This is a genomic window from Microcoleus sp. T3_D1 (assembly GCF_036700405.1).
Taxonomy (GTDB): domain Bacteria; phylum Cyanobacteriota; class Cyanobacteriia; order Cyanobacteriales; family Microcoleaceae; genus Microcoleus.
Window position 1 is genome coordinate 23957 of record NZ_JAUBOV010000069.1, and the last position, 18154, is coordinate 42110.

Sequence of the window (18154 nt, forward strand, 5' to 3'; positions counted from 1 at the left end):
AAATTTTTGGTTGAGTAAACGGATTTAATTTCCTGGAGTTCGAGTTAAAGGGGGGAGCGAAGGAGATGGTGTTTTGGGAATTTCATACAAAGGTTCGCGGCTCAACCCTAGCTGCCCTAGTGAAATAACAACAGACATTGATAGATTACTTTTCTCAGCAGCTTTAGCAATAGCTGTGCCATTTCGAGCTAGAGCGATTAACTCTCGAACTTTGAAGACAACGGGGTCATTGGGAGGCGTGTAACCTCGAAGGATGGCAATGTCTAATCCCCGTTCGATGTCGCCGATCGTCGCCGTTCGATTGTCTGCTAAAGTTACGCTTGGCTCCTGCCCGGACACTACCGTAGAGATGGCAATGCCATTATTAGTAGGTTGCCCATTCTGGTGAACGATATTAAAGGTATAAAGGCGTTCAATTCCTTCTGGAGAGCGAGTTTTAACGAACAGGTTAGTAATGTTTGCTGTTGTAGCGCCAGGGAATTGTAAGGGTTGAATTGGTTGGACAAATATGGTTCTAGCTTGGTTAGTTTTTAATTCAGCATCAGTGTTAAAGACAGCCCTGGAAGGATCTGCTAACCGGATGTAAATAATGACTTCACCAGTCTGGCTAAAGTCAATAACGCTGGAACGGCCAGACCATACTTGAAGGTTGGTAGTTGTATTGATTGCTGCATCTCTTCCGACAATTTTTAGCGCTGATGTTTGAGCTTGCCCAATATTAACTGTAGTGAATACAGTGGCAATTATTAATGCAGGAGAAATTAAAGCCAAACTAATTTTTCGAGTGAGTTTGTTCATGGTTATTTTACCTCCGTTATCTTTGCACTGTGACAAAGGCATTGACAAATACTGAAACTTGAGTTCCTTCTGGTACGATCGCCACGTTGCCTCGCTTCAAAAGTTCTTGGGCGTTGCGATCCGATCTTTCTCGCAGCCGTTGGGCAGTAGGTGTAAAGAATCCCTCTAAAGCGGCTGCTAAAATGTTAGGTTCAGGTGAGGTTGTGGTTTTAACAGCCGTACTTCCAAAAAAGCCGCTCTGCTGGCTGAAAGTTTCTTGGGCGGGTCGATTAATTATTTCTCCTACCCGCCCCAAGCTGCCGAGAATTCCCACTAAAATATCAGCCTTGGCTATTTCAGAACCTCTGTCAAATAAACTGTCGGCAATGAGAGGTTGGTTATCGCTTCCGCGAACGATTAAGTATCCGGGAGGAATGGGTACTTGTTGGATGCGGCCAGCAGAATCGGGGTAAACAAGCGCCACCACGCTTTGAGAAACCAGTCGATTTCCGCGCGTGACATTTTCTACTTGAGTGATTAAGACGGTGCCGGAGGGCAAGGCGATCGCCCCGTCAGTTGCTATCACGTCCTCGGTCAATTGGACGGCAAACCTTCCGGCTGTTGGGCTTTGGCCGGCTTCGTCCCAAATCATCGGCACGATTACCGTGGCTTTAGCAGATGACCCGATGGCTATCTCTCTCATTGCTGTATTGCCTTCAGTGTTTTCGCCCGCAGTTGTGCGGTTGAGGATTCCAGCTTCTCCAGGGGTCATTCTATTGGCGTTTGCAGCAGAGTCAGTAACTCCAATTGCGATCGCGGGTATCTCTTGCATTGGTGCAGCCGATTGTGGGCTTTTTGGCGAACTGACTAGCACTGGCTGCGGGTTTTGAGAAATCGGTGGCATCGGCTGCTGTTGGGGCAATGGCACCGGCGCAATTGCTACTGCACTAGGGGGCGGTGCCTGTGCTGCTGTAGGCGCAATTGCTACTGTGCTGGGAAGCGTTGCCTGTGCTGCTGTTGGCGCAATTGCTACTGTGCTAGGGGGCGGTGTCGTTACTGGCATTACTGACCGCACGGCAGGGTAACTTGTCGCTGTTATCCCCGGTGCGATCGGGAAAATTGCGGAACTGGCAGCAATACCTTGACCATTTAGCTCTTTAATTTCTTGACCTCTGCTTTGCCCCAGAGAAGCTAATTGGGCCCAGCGCTCGTAAGGGTCTACTTTTTCTGGTGGTGGCACAGGTCGAAGTGCCAACGGCGCGGGCGGTGGGACAGGGCGCGGTAATGGCGTAAGATAAGGGCGAGGCGGGGGCGGTGCAGGCTGCTGTGCAGGGCGCGGTAATGGCGGCTGTGGAGGAGGAATGGTCTGTACCGTCCTTGGTGGCGGATTAAAGTTTTGAACCGGCCTCGGGGGTTGAGACCTTCTAGCGGCTGGTGCAGGTTTTGGTGCAGGCATCGGTTTGGGAGCAGGGGTCGATCGATTTTTAGGTTCAGGAGGCTGAACTTCCAGCGCCCGCTGCTGATCTTGAAAAGCCAGTCGGCTTTTTAGTTCTCCTGACTCGTCTTCAGAAACTTGAGCAGGTTTAGGGTTTGTCGTTTTTGCCTGTTGGCGGACGGGTTTAGGAGCAAAGAAGACAAACCAAAAGAATCCCAAGATTCCGAGAACTGCGCCAGTACCCATTAATACTGAAAACGTCCGAACTTCGGGCTTCTCAGAAACAGGATGAGTTTCTGCTCCTTCGTTGTCCTGTTTAATTCTGTGTTCAGAGGTCAATAATTCATCGGTTTCTCCGTCATGTCCAGCTAATTCTCTTTCCTCCTCACGGCTCAACGGCTCAACTGAGCGCAAGCCGAACGTCTTTTTACCATTGCTGCCAGCGCCATCAGGAGCGTTAGCTGCCTGAAAACTGTTAGAACTGTGGGAAAAGTTATTGGCTTCATTAGAGGAGTTGTTGCCATTAAAACTGTGGGAAAAGTTATTGGCTTCATTAGAGGAATTGTTGCCATTAAAAGGATGGCTAGTTGTGCTTTTAGGTGGCGTATTGTAGGAACCTTCTTCAATTTCATCGGGTTCGCCATCAAATTCGCGCCCATTTTGAAGTTCTTTTTCAATCATGTTTTTATCTCCTATTATTTCGATTTTTATCCGATTATTTGGGTTTGAATTCGGTAATTTTGTTGATTTCTAAGCCGGCCGAGCGAAGCTCATAAACTTTTTGTTCAAAAGCTGAGGCTTGGCTACCTAGCGGCGGGGTTTGGATTTCTACTGCTTTGATTCGGAAAGTGCGATTGAAAGGAATTCTTTGATCGATTCCTGACGTGCGATCTACAAGCAACCGGGTGGCAATCATGTCAATTTCCCATTCGCCGGGACGGACTTCTCTGGGTTCAGATAAAAAAGAAATGATGACAGTTGCTCGCAATTGACCCGTAAAAACTTTATTGGGGACGAGTTCAGCGATGTCAGGGAGAGAAGCTTTGCCAAAATTGGGTTCTAGGAGTAACGAAGCAAAATAAGTGCTGGTAGGAACTCGTTTGGAATTGACTTTAATCCCTGAATCTGTATCGTTAGTTCCTGGTATTTTATTGTCCCAGTTGAAGGTTAACTCGGCCCAATTTTTGACAAAATTTTGGATGACTGAGGGATACCGAAAAAACCGATCTCGTTCTGCTACGTAGTAAGTTTGACCGTTGATTAGCTGGACTTGCGTTGTCTTCATAGCAGCTACCGAGTTGATTCGGTACGCGACGAAGAGGTGCAGAATTAGGGCGAGGATATTTACTCCAGTTAGGATGAGGAAGCACAATGCCAGTAGATTTTTAGCTTCTGGCAACAATGCAGTTTGTGAAAATCTTTGTAGCTTCATAAAATCTTTTGGTAATTAGTGACATTACTTAAATCCTTTGTTCATCGCCAAATTAGCGGCTGCTCCTATGGCATTGCTCAAAACATCGACGAGTTGTTTAGCATTGCTAGCAATGCCGTTGTATAGGGCAATTCCGCCGCCGCCGGCGATTAATAGGGCTAAGCCGGGTGCGAAAATGCTGATGAAAAAGAGGAAGGCGACATCGCTGGCTAATTCGGCTCCAGAATTGACTAGCACGGTGGCTGCTAGCCCGACAACGATGTTGTATCCAAGTTGGACACCAAATAAGCTCAGAAATCCAGTTGCCCAAGCCCAAATGGGCCTGCCCTGCAAGGGAAGTAGCGACAGCCCCATCGCGATCGGCGAAAAGAATGCTGTTAGTAAAAGGGCTGCTTCAAGGATGTTGACAAACGCCCACTGGATGCTATAAAGAATGAATCGGATGATTGGTATTGCTTTTTCTCGAAACACTGAACCGGGGTCAGTTATAAAAGTCGTGGCATCTTGAGCAGCACCGAGCAAGCTATTATTCCAGAGGGTTTCACCAAAAGCCCGCAGCGCTTGCAGAGGGGCTGAGCCGGCGGCTTGCCTTTCAGCTTCGCTAACAATTTTCCGAGCAGCTTCTTGCTTGGAATTCCAGCAGGTTAGCAGTTCTTGTCCGACTTTATTTCGGCATTCACCGTAGAGATTTTCTAGTTGTTGGCGGCCGATATTGCTGATAGTGACATTGGCGATCGCGTCCCTAAATGTCATTTCTCCTAGTTGCGCTTCTAGGACACTCTGGACTTGTCTGTAGGCAAAACTCCTGGTAAAAATGACGGTATTGGCTAGCAATTTGCCGTTAGCGCCGAGGAACAGCATGATGACGAGCGGCCAGACGAACAGTGCTGCCAGTTCTGACCATGACTGCTTTTCGATAATGTCTTTCCCGCTGCTTAGAGTTAAGAACAGGATGCTGATGGCTGCTAGGGTGATGCCGAGGGATACTAGACCGACCCATAGCCCAGAAGCGATTGGGTCAATCGTGCTAATCCAAACTTTGTCCCAAGATTCTGAGGTAGTCTTAGCCAGGTTAATTGACTCGCTAACGATGTCCAAGGCTGACCCTTCTGCACCACTCGTCGGTGGTGTAATTTGTGCTAGAAACTCTTTCATTTTTCCTCGAAAAAACTTCAGTTTTGTATTTGATAAGGCGGTTATTCGGTACAAAAACTATGCCAAGAATTGCGGATTCAATTTAACTGCTAGGAGCATTAATTGGGAGCGACAAATCTGTTAGTTGAAATCGGGGTTGTGCTGCTGCCACTCGGTTTTCCCAAGTAGCCGCCGCCGGGGAGCATCAACATTCCCGCCTGATAGCTGGCTTGGTTTCCAGACGCAGTGCTGCCTCGGCGCTCTCCCGTATTGAGCGCGGATATTTCCTTAGCAGCTTGCGATAGCAGCACGTTATTAATGGCTCGATCTGTGCGAGCTTGCTGAGCTTCCTGTAAATTTCGCATTTGAACTTGTGCACTCAATGCGGTCTGTTGCGAGAGGTTTTGGAGAATTTGTTGAGTAACATCGAGGCTCTGCGATTCTTCGCCCAATTGGATGTTTTGTTCGGTATCTTGTCGAGTGGCTTCTAATACTTGGAAGCTGTTTTCTTGAGCTTCTTTGCTGAGGGTTGCTCCGTCAGCTATGCCGATAGCGGCGCTGCGCTGAGCTTGAGCGTCTAAGTCAGACATGATGTTATACGAACCTTGGCCGTCTAATTTGCTCGATTTAGTTTCGAGTAAATCTGACAGTTTTGTTCCTTCTGTCTGGGATGTTGGAGCTTTAATAATTTGGCTGCTGACTTGGCTCAGATCGGGAATTTGGATAGCTCCGATAGAGGAGGAAAGGAGTTCGTTTAAGGAGCCAAATAGCTCGTTTTGCACGAAACCTTGGATGTCGCCGATAAAATCGTTGACTTGTTTGAAAACATCTTGAATGGGTGCTAAGAAACTTCCCGCAGTTGGGGTTGGAGGTTTCACGGTCATTTCTTGTGTACTTGGCAGGAAAATGTTTTGGGCTGGAGATTTCACAGTCGCTTCTTGTGTACCGGGTACGAAAACGCTTGGGGCTGGAGTTTTTACAGTCGCTTCTTGTGTACCGGGTACGAAAGGAGGAGTTGTTTGAGCTAAACTTGGCCTGACTTGAACGATTAATTCCCAACTGGCTAACAGGGAAACTGCTGCTAGTTTTGTAGCAGGTTGCTGCATTAATTGAAGTTGATATTTCATGGCAGTTATTTGGGGATTTTTGCAAAAACTTGAGACTTGTTGCTGTGAACGTCGGATGCTACTTTTGGCTGAGGATTGGCAGCTATGGTGGCAATTTCTAAATTTTGACCAATGTGGTCGAAGCCTTTTCCTTCTTTCACCGCTGCAATGTATTCTTGGGTGAAATGCTTTAGCCCTTGAAGCTGCCCTTTGAGGGTAGGAGGATATTGAGCCATGATGCGATCTCGGGCTTCTTTTTCATTTTGATTGTTAGCAATTGATGCCAACATCATCTCTCCGGGGTAGAATCGCGATCGCCAAAATCTTCCTCCTTTCTCAATTAGCCAGCAGGAGTAGAGGTCAGCAGCTCTGGGTAGAAAAGATTCTGTGGCATTGGAACTGATAATTTGCGGGTCGTACCCTAAATATTTGTGAGCGGCTGCTACTCCAGAATTGGTGATTCTGCCGGTAATTCGGTAGACCATATTTTGCAGAATTTGTGCTCCTGCGGAACATTCGCAGATGGCATCGAAATCTTGGCTTAATAGCAAGACGGCTATGCCATCTTTTCTGCCAGTGGCGCAAAGTTCGCCGACAACTGATGCAAAACCATCTTTTTTGAGTAGGACGCTCAATTCGTCTCCAATAAATAAGCTTTTGGGGTGAGAAAGAGCGTTGCGGATGCAAGCAGCATGGGCGTTAATTGCCATTAAATAGGCATCTTGTTCGTTAGAAAGTCCCGATAGGGCGAAGAATTTAACAGCCGGTTCAGGGGAAAATGTGCTGGGCTGACCGATGGCTTTTCCTAAGCGGGATGTTAGCAAAGCATTTCCTTGGCTGAGGATTTGATTGATGGCTAGTCTGTCTAACTCCTCAAAGGACTTAAGATTGAGCCTTTCTTTGCTGCAAAACCTTAGTAAGTCTTGGAGAGTTGGTATTTGCTGCCATTCGGGAGATTGCCAACCTTTTTCAAATGCTTTGTTGTACCGGGCGATGATTTCTGGGTCTCTGAGGTACATATCGAGCATTCGTAGGATAATTGAATCTACTCGCTGGGCTAGGTGGGGGTTGTGAATTTTGCCCATGGCGATCGCCACCACAGCTTTGCGGATAAATTCTTTCCAAGATTCCATCCGCCGTTCTCTTTCAGCTTTGTCGAACTTGCGAAGGTCTGGCGGTTCTACTAAATTGCTAGACCCTTGGCTGATGTCGTAATATGCGCCTTGGTCGCCCAAAAGTTCGATCGCGGTTTTGAAGGTACTGTTACCCCCGCTGCTGATGTCCATCCCGACAACAGGGATATTATTCGCCAGAGCTTCAGCGGTAAAACGCCACCCCAAAACGCTCTTGCCTGAACCAGATTCGCCAGTAATTAAAGCGCGGCTAATTTGGTTGTAGAACAAGTCAATAAAAATTGGCTTTCCGCCTCGATGGGTAATAAATTCAACTCCTTTTTTATCCAAATCGCGGGGAACTGTTAGTGGCAGAATTCCAGCAGCAGTTTCAGTGTCGAGGGTGAGGCGGCGTTCGCTCAAAAATGAACCGCTATGCAGCAACCATTTCCAAGTAATGGGCAGGCATTGCAGCCAAATATCCCAGGCAACGTTCCGTTCGCGGATGACTTTCGCAGTTCCAAAACTATTAGAGAGTACATTGCAGGCTTGGCTCAATTCTTCCGCTGTGTTTCGGTACACTAAAAAGGCAACGGCTGCATTGAGGGGTACGGCTCCTTGGTAAAGCCGGCGCTGGGCATCAAAAGATTCCTCCTGTTTAATTTCAGCGCCAATATCCCGCCCTTGCCCTTTAGTTATCGCTCTGCTACTAGCGGCTTTTGCTCCTTTAGCTTGTCTGGCTAAGTTATCATTAATTACAAGGGAATTTCCGGCGCTAATTTCTATCCAAGCTTCTGTATCGCGGACGTAGCTTGAGGACATCACCTCCCAAATCCATTTCAATTGCTGGCGGGTATTAATCCAGCCTGCGGGCGCGTCATACATTGTCAGAACAGCGCATTCTTTTCCCTTGCCGGTGAGATAGACGCGGTTGTTGGTCTTGCGGTGTTCGGGGCAGGAGGATACGCCATTCGTTCCTTCAATTAAAACTGTACAAATGTGTTTGTCAGTTGTCTTAATTTCGCTGAGTTGATAGCCAGAAGACGTTTCTTCAAGTTTAACAATTTGAGGGATTTGCGGTGGTTTACTGCTGTTAAATCGCAGCCACAGCCACTCCCAAAGTTCTGAGGAATTCATAGGACTAATTTCTAGCCCCATTTTGGTGTTCAGGAGAATTTCCCAGCGGAGGAATCCTTGTTCAAAAGAGTTGAGGAGCAGCTTGGTGTAAAATTGCTCTCTGTAAATTCTGGTGTTGCCTGCAATGGTTTCCACAATGGAATCGCACAATTTTTTGACTCCATCAATGGCTTTACCAATGAAATCTCTGGAGATGGTTTCGCCTTCGTTATCGGCCGTCCAAGTACAGAAAGCAATTTGCTCCCATACTTGTCTAGTGCCTTGATTAGTTTGTTGTTGGAGGCGGCGCTGTTCATTTCGGAGCAGTACAGATACGGGTTGGAGTTCAGCGGTGTCAGCTAGTTGTTCTAATTCTTTTTGCCGAGCAGCATCGCTACTGTAACAACCGGTGCAGAAAGTGATTTTTTCACTGGGTGGGATGTCTTTCATTCCTTCTTCAAGAGAAGCTGCAAATGCTGATACTTCGTTCCTGAATAGTAGGTTGTGAAGTCCTCGGAGGCGGAATCCAAATACCAGTTGGTAGCTAGTCCCGTTATTGAGAAGCATCCCAGACACTTGTCTGCCATCTTTTTCAATTTCTACCAAACAACAGAGGTTGATTTCATTTTGGAAAGGCATAAATTTGCTCCTTCCCCCATATTGATTGGGTACAATTTTGGGTTTCAATTTGATGCGGATTTGTGAATCGTAAGGTTTGCCTTGGATGCTAGGAGGGCGCAGGGAAGAGATGGGAGAAATATAGAAGCTGTCGCCGCTACACCACTCATCTCCGGGGGGCTTGCGGAATTTGTCAGTAAAGAGGTGGGGTTGATTTCCTGTGAGGAGCCACCAGCTTACAATCAGCCAAAGCGAGACAGTGAAGAACCAACCCAATCCCAGGCTAAATAGACCCATTGTTAAGGTGTAGGCAATGGCGGTTAAGAAGCACCAAGGTAGAATTTGATTGGCAGGGATGAACCCGATACTTGCTTGTTTGCCCAGGATTTTATTGACTCTGATAAAGTCTTTTTCTGGATCTCGTAAAGCCATTGGTGACTCCTTTTTTTTAGTTCTAAAAGGTCAAAGTTGTAATTACTCCCAGCGGTGGCAGGTTGGGAACCAAGCCGGCTGTAGTACCGCTGCCGTCGCCGACGAATAAGAACGTTACTACGTCTATGGCAATTACAATGCCGAAGGCGAGGGCAATTTGGGTGACAATTGGCCGCCAATCGTTGCCTTGCTGCGCTTGGTTGTAAGCGAATAAAGCTGCGGCGGCTACTAGCAAGAGAAATATGCCTCGAATGGCATTGAAAATTAAAGCGATTGTTGATTCGTCAATGGCTGTTCCTCCTCCGGCTGCTCCAGCTTCGGTTGCTAGATTGGTCATAAATGCTTGGAGACCGCTTAGAAAAACGGCTTGGGCTGGGGTCTGAAAGTTATTCAGGAACATTGTTACTGTGATGACAGCAACGGCTAAGTGCCAGAAGCGAATTTTGCTGCCCAGCAGTTTTTCGAGGATGGGAATGCTGCGGGTAATTTGCCATAGTCCGAAGAACACCAGAGATGCACAGCTAAATACGCTGACAAATAAGGGCTGGACAAGAGTTAGATAAATGGCTGCAATTAGGCAAATTGCAATGAAGGCTAAATCGGCGTTATTGAGTTTGAATTTACGCATGAATTTGCTAAAATGGCGGCGGCGTTTGTGGATAATGCTTTGGTTAGCAACGCTGGTGCGATCGCCATGAGAGCGGTAGTTGTTGTGTAAGTAATCGTTTTGCATTGGATTTGTCCTCAAAGTGGTTTAAGCTTGCAATTCGTTGCTGTCTTCTTGCGATTGTTCTTTGCGTTCTGGCGAGGTATAGTTGTAGTCTTTAGATGCGTGAGACTCTCTAGATTGGGTTTTTTGTGGCTCTGGGGAGCCGACTACAGCCTCCATTTCTTCAACAGCAATGTGGCACTGTCGAACGTCTGGTGGCTTTCCTTTGACCAGAACGGCATCGAACACTTGTGCGTCACCTTGGCGGGGGTCAGTTCCTATCAATTGTTTTGACCCGTCAGGCAGATCCAGTATTTCAAATTCGTATTTGACTGCCCCGGTCGTGCCGTCTTCGCGACGCGATTCTTTCCAAGGAAACACTGGATCTTTTTCCCCGCTAAAGCGTTTGGGGAAGGTGTCCTGAAACTTTTCAACTAAAGCCTGGGCAGTTGCTAGTTTGTTGTACTCTTCTTCCGACTGAGGCAATTTGAAAATGGCTTCTCTTTCTTCTGGAGTTAGCTTGTCCCGATCCGGCTCAAATTTCCAGCGTTCGCCATTCTTGGTTCCGGCAAAAATTTCGGTATTATCGCTGCCTTTGACGGCAACTTTAACTTCGTTATTTTCACCAGTTACATACAAGCTGCCGCCACCATCAAAAGCAATTCCCGATCGGGGAGACTGCCCCGTAGCGAAAGCATAATTGACCAAGCAATCTGCTACAGCTTCTCGCTGCTGCTGTACTTTTGTTTGAGTTACCATTTTGCTAAGAAGATCCTCTGGTTCGCTTTCCTCCTTGTCTATACTGTTAGGTGCAGTAACGGTGGGCTGAACTTTCTGACGAGTTTCTGGCCCTTGTGAATTAGGATTAAATTCTGACTCAACAGGCATCTGAACGGTCATTTTATGTTCCAGTTTGTCAACGATACTTTCAAGGCGCTCCAACCTCTTTGAGAGGTTGCCTAGATAGTCTTGAATTTGGTCTAACTGTTCGCTGATGCTGGTATCTTTATCGAGCTGTAAAGGCCTAGATTTCTGGGATTTTGGGTTGAGCTTGCTCTCTAGATCGCCAATCTTTTCGCCAATTTTAGCTGCCTTGGTTTCGGGATTGCTGATTTTAATTCCCTCGGTGACCTTGGCTTCAATGTCGCGATTGCTTCTCTGAGGCTGGCTCGTTTCCAATTCCTCTGGTTCAGTTGCAGCAAGCGGTTCTAATACCTGCTTAGCCCGTTCAGCAAGTTTTTCAGTGCGTGTATCTATCGCCTCTATGCCGGAAATGACATCAGCGTGTTTAGCACGAGTCGCAACTCGGTCGGCGCGATCGTTTAATGAGTCAATTTGTTCGAGAATTTTTTCGAGTTTTTCTGCTTGTTCTTTTTCCCTCGCTTGTTCAATGTAATCAATTAGCTCCCCAATACTCTTTGCTCCAAGTAGACCCATTAAAGAGGCAGTTTGAACGGTTAAGCCACTTACGGTTAATCCGTTAATTTCGCTTCCCATAGAAGCGACACTTGCACCTTGGCGTTCGGTTTCTTTTAAAACAGTTTCAAGGGTGTCGAGTAAGGGATATTTTGCTTCGGGCTGTTCAGCCACTTTTTGCTTGATTTGTCCGTTATCATTCGGATTTTGAACGCTGCGATTTTTAGCTATCTTGCCCAATACACCATTGGGGATAGGAGCATCCTCATCATCAGAAAGTAGTTCTTCAATATTATCTTCTTCCTCCTTTTTTTGCGTTCTGCTGGTAGCATTTTTAGAAGCTACTGACTTTCCTAGCTGGCGTTTGGACTGCGATGACTTGCGAGTTTGCGTATTGTGGCTGGGAATGTCTGCATCTTCTTCTAGATCGCTTAAATCATCCTCCAATTCATCATCTAGTTCTTCATCAAATTCTTCGGAAATGCTGTCCTCCTCTAATTCATCACTGGCATCCAGCCCGATTAAGTCCATAATTTGGGATGGAGTATAGTAATTGTTATTGTCTTTGGTTTCAACGTCAGCTTGTTTCAAATTTTTAACTAAATAGACACCGCTAGTTCTCTGGCTGGGGTCTTTAGTTAAATAGAAAACAAAGCCAGACACCTCACCTCCTTTTCCTTCAGTAACTAAATCCATGCTGACACTAGCTTTGTGATTGCCAGATTCATTGATTCTGTCGGGTCGTTTGTTGAAGGATTCAACGAAATTTTTGAACTCTTCCCAGTCCTCAATGCCGCCTTCTTCTTGGATTGTTTCTATGGCAGCATCGAGGGTTTCCTGAATGTGTTCTAGTTTTTTGACGTGTTTGGGCTCTGTGGCTGTTAGGACAGACCAAGTACGCTTTGGGGCAGAAAATTGTCTTTTGGAGTTGGGCTTAGTTGAGAGTTTTGCAGCCATCTTTTCTCACCTCATACGAGGAAATTAGATGCGATTGTTAGGTTCGATATTGAACTTTAAGCAGTGCTTTAGATTGTCAAACAGGACTATTGGCTAGTTGCGCGATCGCTTTATTGGTAATCCACAAGCGGGGGTATTGGTTCGCGGGTTTCGCTCAAAAGTTCTTTTCTGACTTTGCCTCTTAGTTCTTGGTGATACTCGCCTAGCATTCTGCTGAATTCTTGCAGAACTTCTAGGCTTTGTTTGGGTAACTGTCCTGCTTTTACTGCTGTCTCTACACCCCTGGTCATTTGGCAAATGTGCGTGCTCATTTTTCGCAGTTGGGCACAAGTTCCTTCATTGATAGCGGGGACTGTGCGGTCAAGGCTAAAAGCGCGTTTACGCAAGTAGTCAGACAGGCTTTTTTCACCTGCTTCTGCGGCACGTTTCACTAAATCTGCCTTTTCAAAGGTGGTTAGACGCACTCGGACGACTTCAGTTTTTCCGTTTGGTTTGGAAAGTTGGTTTTTGGGGAGAGTTGCAGTTGTAAGCACATCAATTCTCTAGGGCTAACTAATGGTTTATTAAGGCTAAGTTGAACAGCAAGGGATTAGGTTTGAGCGGTGATTCATCCATTGCTTTCATTGATTCAATTGTCAGCAATTCTGTTGGAGATGAGCCTGTTTCTTTCGGTTTATGTTTTATTCGGTCACAAGTTGCATTAGTGAGAAGCTACTAGAGCAGTTTTTATCATCCAGATGGCTGATTCGAGGGTGGATACTGCTGTCTGGATTGCTTGTAGCTTTTGACTGTGATGTTTTAAGCCTGTAAATTGCATCATTGTTGAGTATGATTTACAGCCAATCGTGCTTTGTTGTTGAGGACGGCTCTTAGTTTGCGATCGCCGTCGCTCAACAAAGTCTTAATATTTCGTGCTGGGAGTTTAAGCAAGTCTGAGTTGATATTCCCAGAAGAATCGCTCTGTGTTATCGCGGCGGCGACACAGGTATTTCCAAATGTCCAAGTGTGTGTCCATTGCCAAACCTATGACGATATAAGATTCTTCATTGTCTGTCACTGCATCCCCAAAGTTAAAATCCGGTTGCACCCAATGGTCAGGCAGGGCGATCGCATTCGGTTCAGGGGCCGTAGTATTGGTTGGATGCGATATTTCAGTGGGCGTGTAGTGTTTTTGTGGCATTTGGTCAATTTTAAGAGCAAGTGAGCGCCCCAATACTGGCGGTAGCCAGAGGAGAGGTATCCGTCAGCCACTTCTGCTGAAGCGAATATATGTCGTTGCCCTTTGCACAAATTCTGACAAGTGGGCGGTTTGGGCGATTTACTCATTTTTACCCCCCTCTTACGTCTAATTGACATGGCTTGCTATGCGACTAGCGCACTAATTAGGAGGATTCAAGAGGTGTCGGAGTACAAAAAATCTATTAAATAGCAGCGATAGTTAATTTAATTTAATTAAGATTTGTGAAATTTGGAGGAAAATTTAGGAAATATTAGGGAGAAGTAGGAGATATTAGGAAACAAGAGGAAATATTAGGAAATAGAAGGGTTAAAATATAAAGCTTTTTCTGGCTTTCAGTAACAATCGCGATCTGTTCTTTCTTACAAAAAGTTGCATCCCCTGTGTGAAGGATGCAACTTACGCTTATTGCTGGCGGGTATTACCTCTTAGAAGAACCTGACCTTTGTCGTAGCTGTAACATCAGTGGGGTTAGTACCTGAACCAGCGAGGCAACAGAGCGGATTAAGATAGCGATCGCTAAAATGAGTCCAGTTTCAGTACCCCAATACTGCGGCGGTATAGTTGGTTGGATGTCGGTTGGTATCGCGATCGTTGGTTCACCTGTGCGGATAGGCGGCACTTCGGGTAGAGTTACTGTTCCAGATAGGTCAGTGTGGGTAACTTGGGGTTGAGACATTGATTAACTCGTCCTTCAAAGCTTTACACTCTCATCTTCCGAAAGTGCTGACTGAGCGTATGTTTGAGCATGACCGACCTGATGACTGACTTTTGACTGATTTCTAACGGTTAGTATAGAAACAGTTATATGAGTAGTTTTACTGAAGTAAGCTATGTTGCGATCGCTCAGAGTTTCTGTAAGCAAGATCCAAAGAGTCAAAGAGGCTCTTAAGCGGAATGGGCTACGCCAGACAGACTTAGGTACAGAGGTAGGGGTTTACAGTCGCTCCACAGTTGTCAACTTCGTCAATGGCAAACCTGTTAGTTATGATAATTTTTTAGAATTTTGTAACAGGTTAGGGCTGGACTGGCAAGAAATTGCTGACTTAAACACTCCAAGCCAAGATAATGTGGATTCGGCCCCGCCACAAGGTTTTTATGCCTATGATGATGCTTGGGTAGGTCGAGAGCAGCTTTTAGCCGAACTGGGTCAGAAGCTTCGCGGGACATCTCGCCTGTTACTCATCTTGGGACTTACCGGAATTGGTAAAACTGCTTTGGCTGAAAAATTGGCGGTGGAGTTACAAGACTGGTTAGATGGAGATTGGAAGAACAGGTTGCGGCGAGCGAACTTTGATAATGAAGACAAAGCCACAGATTTTGCGAGTGTTGCGGCTAGATGGTTGGAGGAGTGGGGAGAGAGACTTTCACCAGAGGAGAAAAAACCGGAACTATTGTTGTATAGATTGGCAAAATACCTGCGGGAGAATCAGGTGTTGGTACTAATTGATTCTCTCGAAAGACTGCTGACAGGAAATGAAGCAGAAGGCTGGGGTGATTTTGCTGATGAGTGGTGGGAGAAATTCTTTTTAAACTTATTGTCAGCAGAATCTTGTAATAGTCGTTTAATTATCACTTCACAAGATTTGCCAGTTAAGTTGGTAGATTCCCGGTACCGAAATTTTTGGCATCGCCAAATCTTATATGGATTAACTGACTCAGAACAGGTTGCCTTATTCGAGACAACGGGGTTAGATGTGAGTGAGGATTCACCCGATAGACCCCTGTTATTGCGAATTGGAAAAGCTTACAAAGGACATCCTCTAGTGTTACGGGTAATTATTGGGGAGATTTTGAGTGAGCCGTTCAATGGGGATGTGCAGGCATACTGGAATGATGAGCGCGAAAATACAAGCCAAAAGATAGAAGAAGTAGAAAAAGCTTTAGCGGAAGCAGAGCAAGGAAAAAATATGGGAGAAAAAGATGAATGGGAGTTACATAAGCTAACTCGGCAAGTGCGAGACCAAGTAAATAAACAAAAATTGCAAAAAGCATTTAATCGCTTGGCAAGAGATGTGAAGGATGCTTACATTTTAATTTGTGCAGCTTCGGTGTATCGCGCTCCAGAAAAAGAAGAGTATTGGCTAAAGCATTTAGTTCATTGGCTGAAGCGTTTAGAACAACAGGAGTGTAGTAAGGATCGGTTAATTAGAGCTATAGAGGAACTCGATAATCGCTTTTTGGTTGAGGCATCGTTAAACCACAATAAGAAGCGGGTTTTAGGACAGCACAATTTGATTCGTAGTGTGGCGATCGAACATCGTAACCAATTATTGCAAAGTCTCAAAACAGGAGAGTAAGCAAAATGACAAATAGTTTGAAAGAACCTGGCAAATTGCTCTATGCTAGTTGGGGCTTCAACTTAGATGAAGTACCAACTGAGCAACTTGACCATTACATAGCAGTAGAAAATTTTCTTACTGATGAAGATGAACTACCGCTTGATGTAGAGAATTTAGAAAAGGTGAATCACTATCTGGAAGCATTTCACCATCTTTGTGAAGTGGAAGATTGGGAAAAAGCCAGTGAAATAATTTCTTTCCCTCTTGATACATCCACTCAGGAAGATTTAGACAATCAACTACGAAGTTGGGGATACTCGAGTAAACCACTTGAACTTTACAGCAAACTTTTAGGTAAGTTAACTCCCCGATGGAATGCTATTTGCTTGAATGGCTTAGGCATTGTCAATCATGATTTAGGTAACTATCATCAAGCTATTGATTACTTTCACCAATGTTTATCAATAGCACGAGAAATCGACGATCTTGCGGGAGAAAGAAAAACTTTGGGTAATCTAGGCAATGTCTACGATTCATTAGGGGATTATCAACAAGCAATTGATTACCATCAAAAGAGTTTGACCATTGCAAGAGAACTTAACGATCGTGGTGGTGAAGGAACAGCACTAAGCAATTTGGGTAATGCCTACTTCTCATTAGGAAACTGCACCAGTGCCATTGAATACCATCAGCAGGATTTAGCTATAGCTAGGGAAATGGGTGATATTCAGGGAGAAGCAATGGCACTGAGTAATCTTGGTAATGCATATCACACTTTAGGTAACTACCGCCAAGCAATTGATTACTACCAGGAAAGCTTAATTATTGCCAGACAAATTGACTATCTTGCAGGCGTTGAAATAGCATTGGGTGGATTGGGCAATAGCTACGATTCCCTGGGTGAATATGACCAAGCAATTGAGTATCATCAACAGAGTTTAACTATTGCTAAACAAATTGGTACTTGCGAAGGAGAAGCAATGGCACTGGGTAATCTCGGTAATGCTTATCAATCTCTTGAAGAATACCAATTAGCTATTGAATATCATCAAAAGGGTTTGAAAATAGCACAACAAATTGGCGATCGCTCAACTATTGCTATGGCGCTAGGCAATATCGGCATTGCCTACTGTTCTATAGGCGACTATTGTCAATCAATTGAGTCTCACAAAAAATGTTTGAAGATTGCCAGAGAGATAGGAGATCCTTTAACAGAAGGTAGAGCATTAGGTGGTTTAGGTAATGCCTATTCTTCATTAAACAAAAAGCAAAAAGCAATGAGTTGCTATCTTAAATGGTTAAATATTTCAAGAAATACTAGCGATCGCTTTGGTGAAGGAGGAGCACTATGTAATTTGGGTAGTACGCAAATTGCATTAGAAAAATATTCAGAAGCAATGGAAAACTTGAAGGAAGCACTAAATATTTTTAGAGAAATTGGCGCTCGTTACGATGAGATTGTAGCTCTTAATAATTTAGTAGATGTTTGTCAAATACAATGTCTTGATGAATTAGCTTATCAGTTTCGTATGGAGGCATTAAAGTTATCAACAATTAAGGTTTAAATTAATCAGATATTTTATTAATAAATTCAAAAATAATGAACTCAAATACGCCCAGTCAATTGCTACTTTCTCGATTGGAAATTAATTTAGATGAAGTACCAATTGAGCAACTAGACCATTACATAGCTGTAGAAAATTTCCTTACTGATGAGGAAGAACTACCTCGTGATGCTGACAATTTAAAGAAGGTGCAGAAATATTTGGAAGCATTTCACCATATTTGCGAAGTAGAAGACTGGAAACGAGCCATCGCAATCAGCTCGATTCGCATTTTTTTTAATGAAGAATTACACAATCAACTATTTAGCTGGGGATACTATCCAGAATTAGCTGAACTGTACAACAAGCTGTTAAACACTCCTAGTCCAGAATTAAATACTACTTTCTTATATGGTTTGGGCAATTTACATTATGCTAAGGGGGACTATCGACAAGCGATTGACTTTTATGATAAGTGTTTGAAGGAATCTCAAGGAATTAAAGACTTTCAAACAGTGGGTGCTGCTTTGAACAGTCTGGGGCTTTCTCACTTCCGGCTGGGAGGCTATGATAAAGCCATAAATTGCTTTCTGCAGCGTTTGGTTATTGCATGGGAAAACAACGATTATCAGGGAGAAGGTGCTGCTCTGAATAACTTAGGACTTCTTTATTCTACACAAGGTAAGTACCGCAAAGCAATTAAGTATCAAAACCGTAGTCGGGAAATACTACACATAATCGGATACCGCTCAGGTGAAGGTAATGCACTGGGCAGGGTAATCGCATCTTAATTTCGATGTCATTGTCAAGAAGATTGGCTTGACATTTGACAGAGGGATTCAACGAA

14 protein-coding genes are annotated in these 18154 nt (G+C 44.9%); 3 read left to right on the forward strand and 11 right to left on the reverse strand.

The window, feature by feature from the left end; genetic code table 11:
* Positions 1-24: 24 nt before the first annotated feature.
* The 11 genes from QT992_RS25010 to QT992_RS25060 all read right to left on the reverse strand — a co-directional run bounded on the left by QT992_RS25010 (position 25) and on the right by QT992_RS25060 (position 14160).
* Positions 25-798 carry a hypothetical protein gene (locus QT992_RS25010; protein WP_333377968.1) on the reverse strand — a complete coding sequence of 258 codons (774 nt, stop codon included), beginning with the start codon at positions 796-798 and terminating at the stop codon, positions 25-27.
* Positions 799-814: 16 nt separating this feature from the next.
* Positions 815-2893: a TrbI/VirB10 family protein gene (locus QT992_RS25015; RefSeq protein WP_333377971.1), complete on the reverse strand. Its 2079-nt coding sequence runs from the start codon at positions 2891-2893 to the stop codon at positions 815-817.
* A gap of 34 nt (positions 2894-2927) precedes the next feature.
* Positions 2928-3644, reverse strand: a complete 717-nt coding sequence (locus QT992_RS25020; protein ID WP_325314634.1) for a hypothetical protein — start codon at positions 3642-3644, stop codon at positions 2928-2930.
* Between the two features lie 24 nt (positions 3645-3668).
* The gene (locus QT992_RS25025) at positions 3669-4799 is read right to left on the reverse strand and encodes a hypothetical protein (protein WP_333377974.1); all 1131 of its coding nucleotides are present in this window, start codon (positions 4797-4799) and stop codon (positions 3669-3671) included.
* Between the two features lie 98 nt (positions 4800-4897).
* On the reverse strand, positions 4898-5905 hold the full coding sequence (locus tag QT992_RS25030) for a hypothetical protein (protein ID WP_333377977.1): 1008 nt from the start codon (positions 5903-5905) through the stop codon (positions 4898-4900).
* 5 nt (positions 5906-5910) lie between these two features.
* Complete coding sequence (locus QT992_RS25035) at positions 5911-9162, reverse strand: hypothetical protein (protein WP_333377980.1); 3252 nt, start codon at positions 9160-9162, stop codon at positions 5911-5913.
* Positions 9163-9184: 22 nt separating this feature from the next.
* Positions 9185-9895: a hypothetical protein gene (locus tag QT992_RS25040; protein WP_333377983.1), complete on the reverse strand. Its 711-nt coding sequence runs from the start codon at positions 9893-9895 to the stop codon at positions 9185-9187.
* 21 nt (positions 9896-9916) lie between these two features.
* Positions 9917-12244, reverse strand: coding sequence for a hypothetical protein (locus tag QT992_RS25045; RefSeq protein WP_333377986.1), 2328 nt, complete (start codon positions 12242-12244; stop codon positions 9917-9919).
* A 110-nt stretch (positions 12245-12354) separates the two neighbouring features.
* On the reverse strand, positions 12355-12777 hold the full coding sequence (locus QT992_RS25050) for a plasmid mobilization protein (protein WP_333377988.1): 423 nt from the start codon (positions 12775-12777) through the stop codon (positions 12355-12357).
* A gap of 389 nt (positions 12778-13166) precedes the next feature.
* Entirely contained in the window at positions 13167-13424 is a 258-nt protein-coding gene (locus QT992_RS25055) for a hypothetical protein (RefSeq protein ID WP_333377991.1), read from the reverse strand.
* Positions 13425-13902: 478 nt separating this feature from the next.
* Complete coding sequence (locus QT992_RS25060; protein ID WP_333377994.1) at positions 13903-14160, reverse strand: hypothetical protein; 258 nt, start codon at positions 14158-14160, stop codon at positions 13903-13905.
* Positions 14161-14314: 154 nt separating this feature from the next.
* On the opposite strand from QT992_RS25060, the gene QT992_RS25065 reads away from it, so the two are divergent.
* Genes QT992_RS25065 through QT992_RS25075 form a run of 3 tightly spaced genes read left to right on the forward strand, consistent with a single transcriptional unit; the run spans position 14315 to position 18098 of the window.
* Positions 14315-15781 (forward strand): helix-turn-helix transcriptional regulator, encoded by a 1467-nt coding sequence (locus QT992_RS25065; RefSeq protein WP_333377997.1) that lies wholly within the window; start codon positions 14315-14317, stop codon positions 15779-15781.
* Between the two features lie 5 nt (positions 15782-15786).
* On the forward strand, positions 15787-17328 hold the full coding sequence (locus QT992_RS25070) for a tetratricopeptide repeat protein (RefSeq protein ID WP_333378000.1): 1542 nt from the start codon (positions 15787-15789) through the stop codon (positions 17326-17328).
* Between the two features lie 35 nt (positions 17329-17363).
* Complete coding sequence (locus tag QT992_RS25075; protein WP_333378003.1) at positions 17364-18098, forward strand: tetratricopeptide repeat protein; 735 nt, start codon at positions 17364-17366, stop codon at positions 18096-18098.
* The last annotated feature ends 56 nt before the right edge of the window (positions 18099-18154 follow it).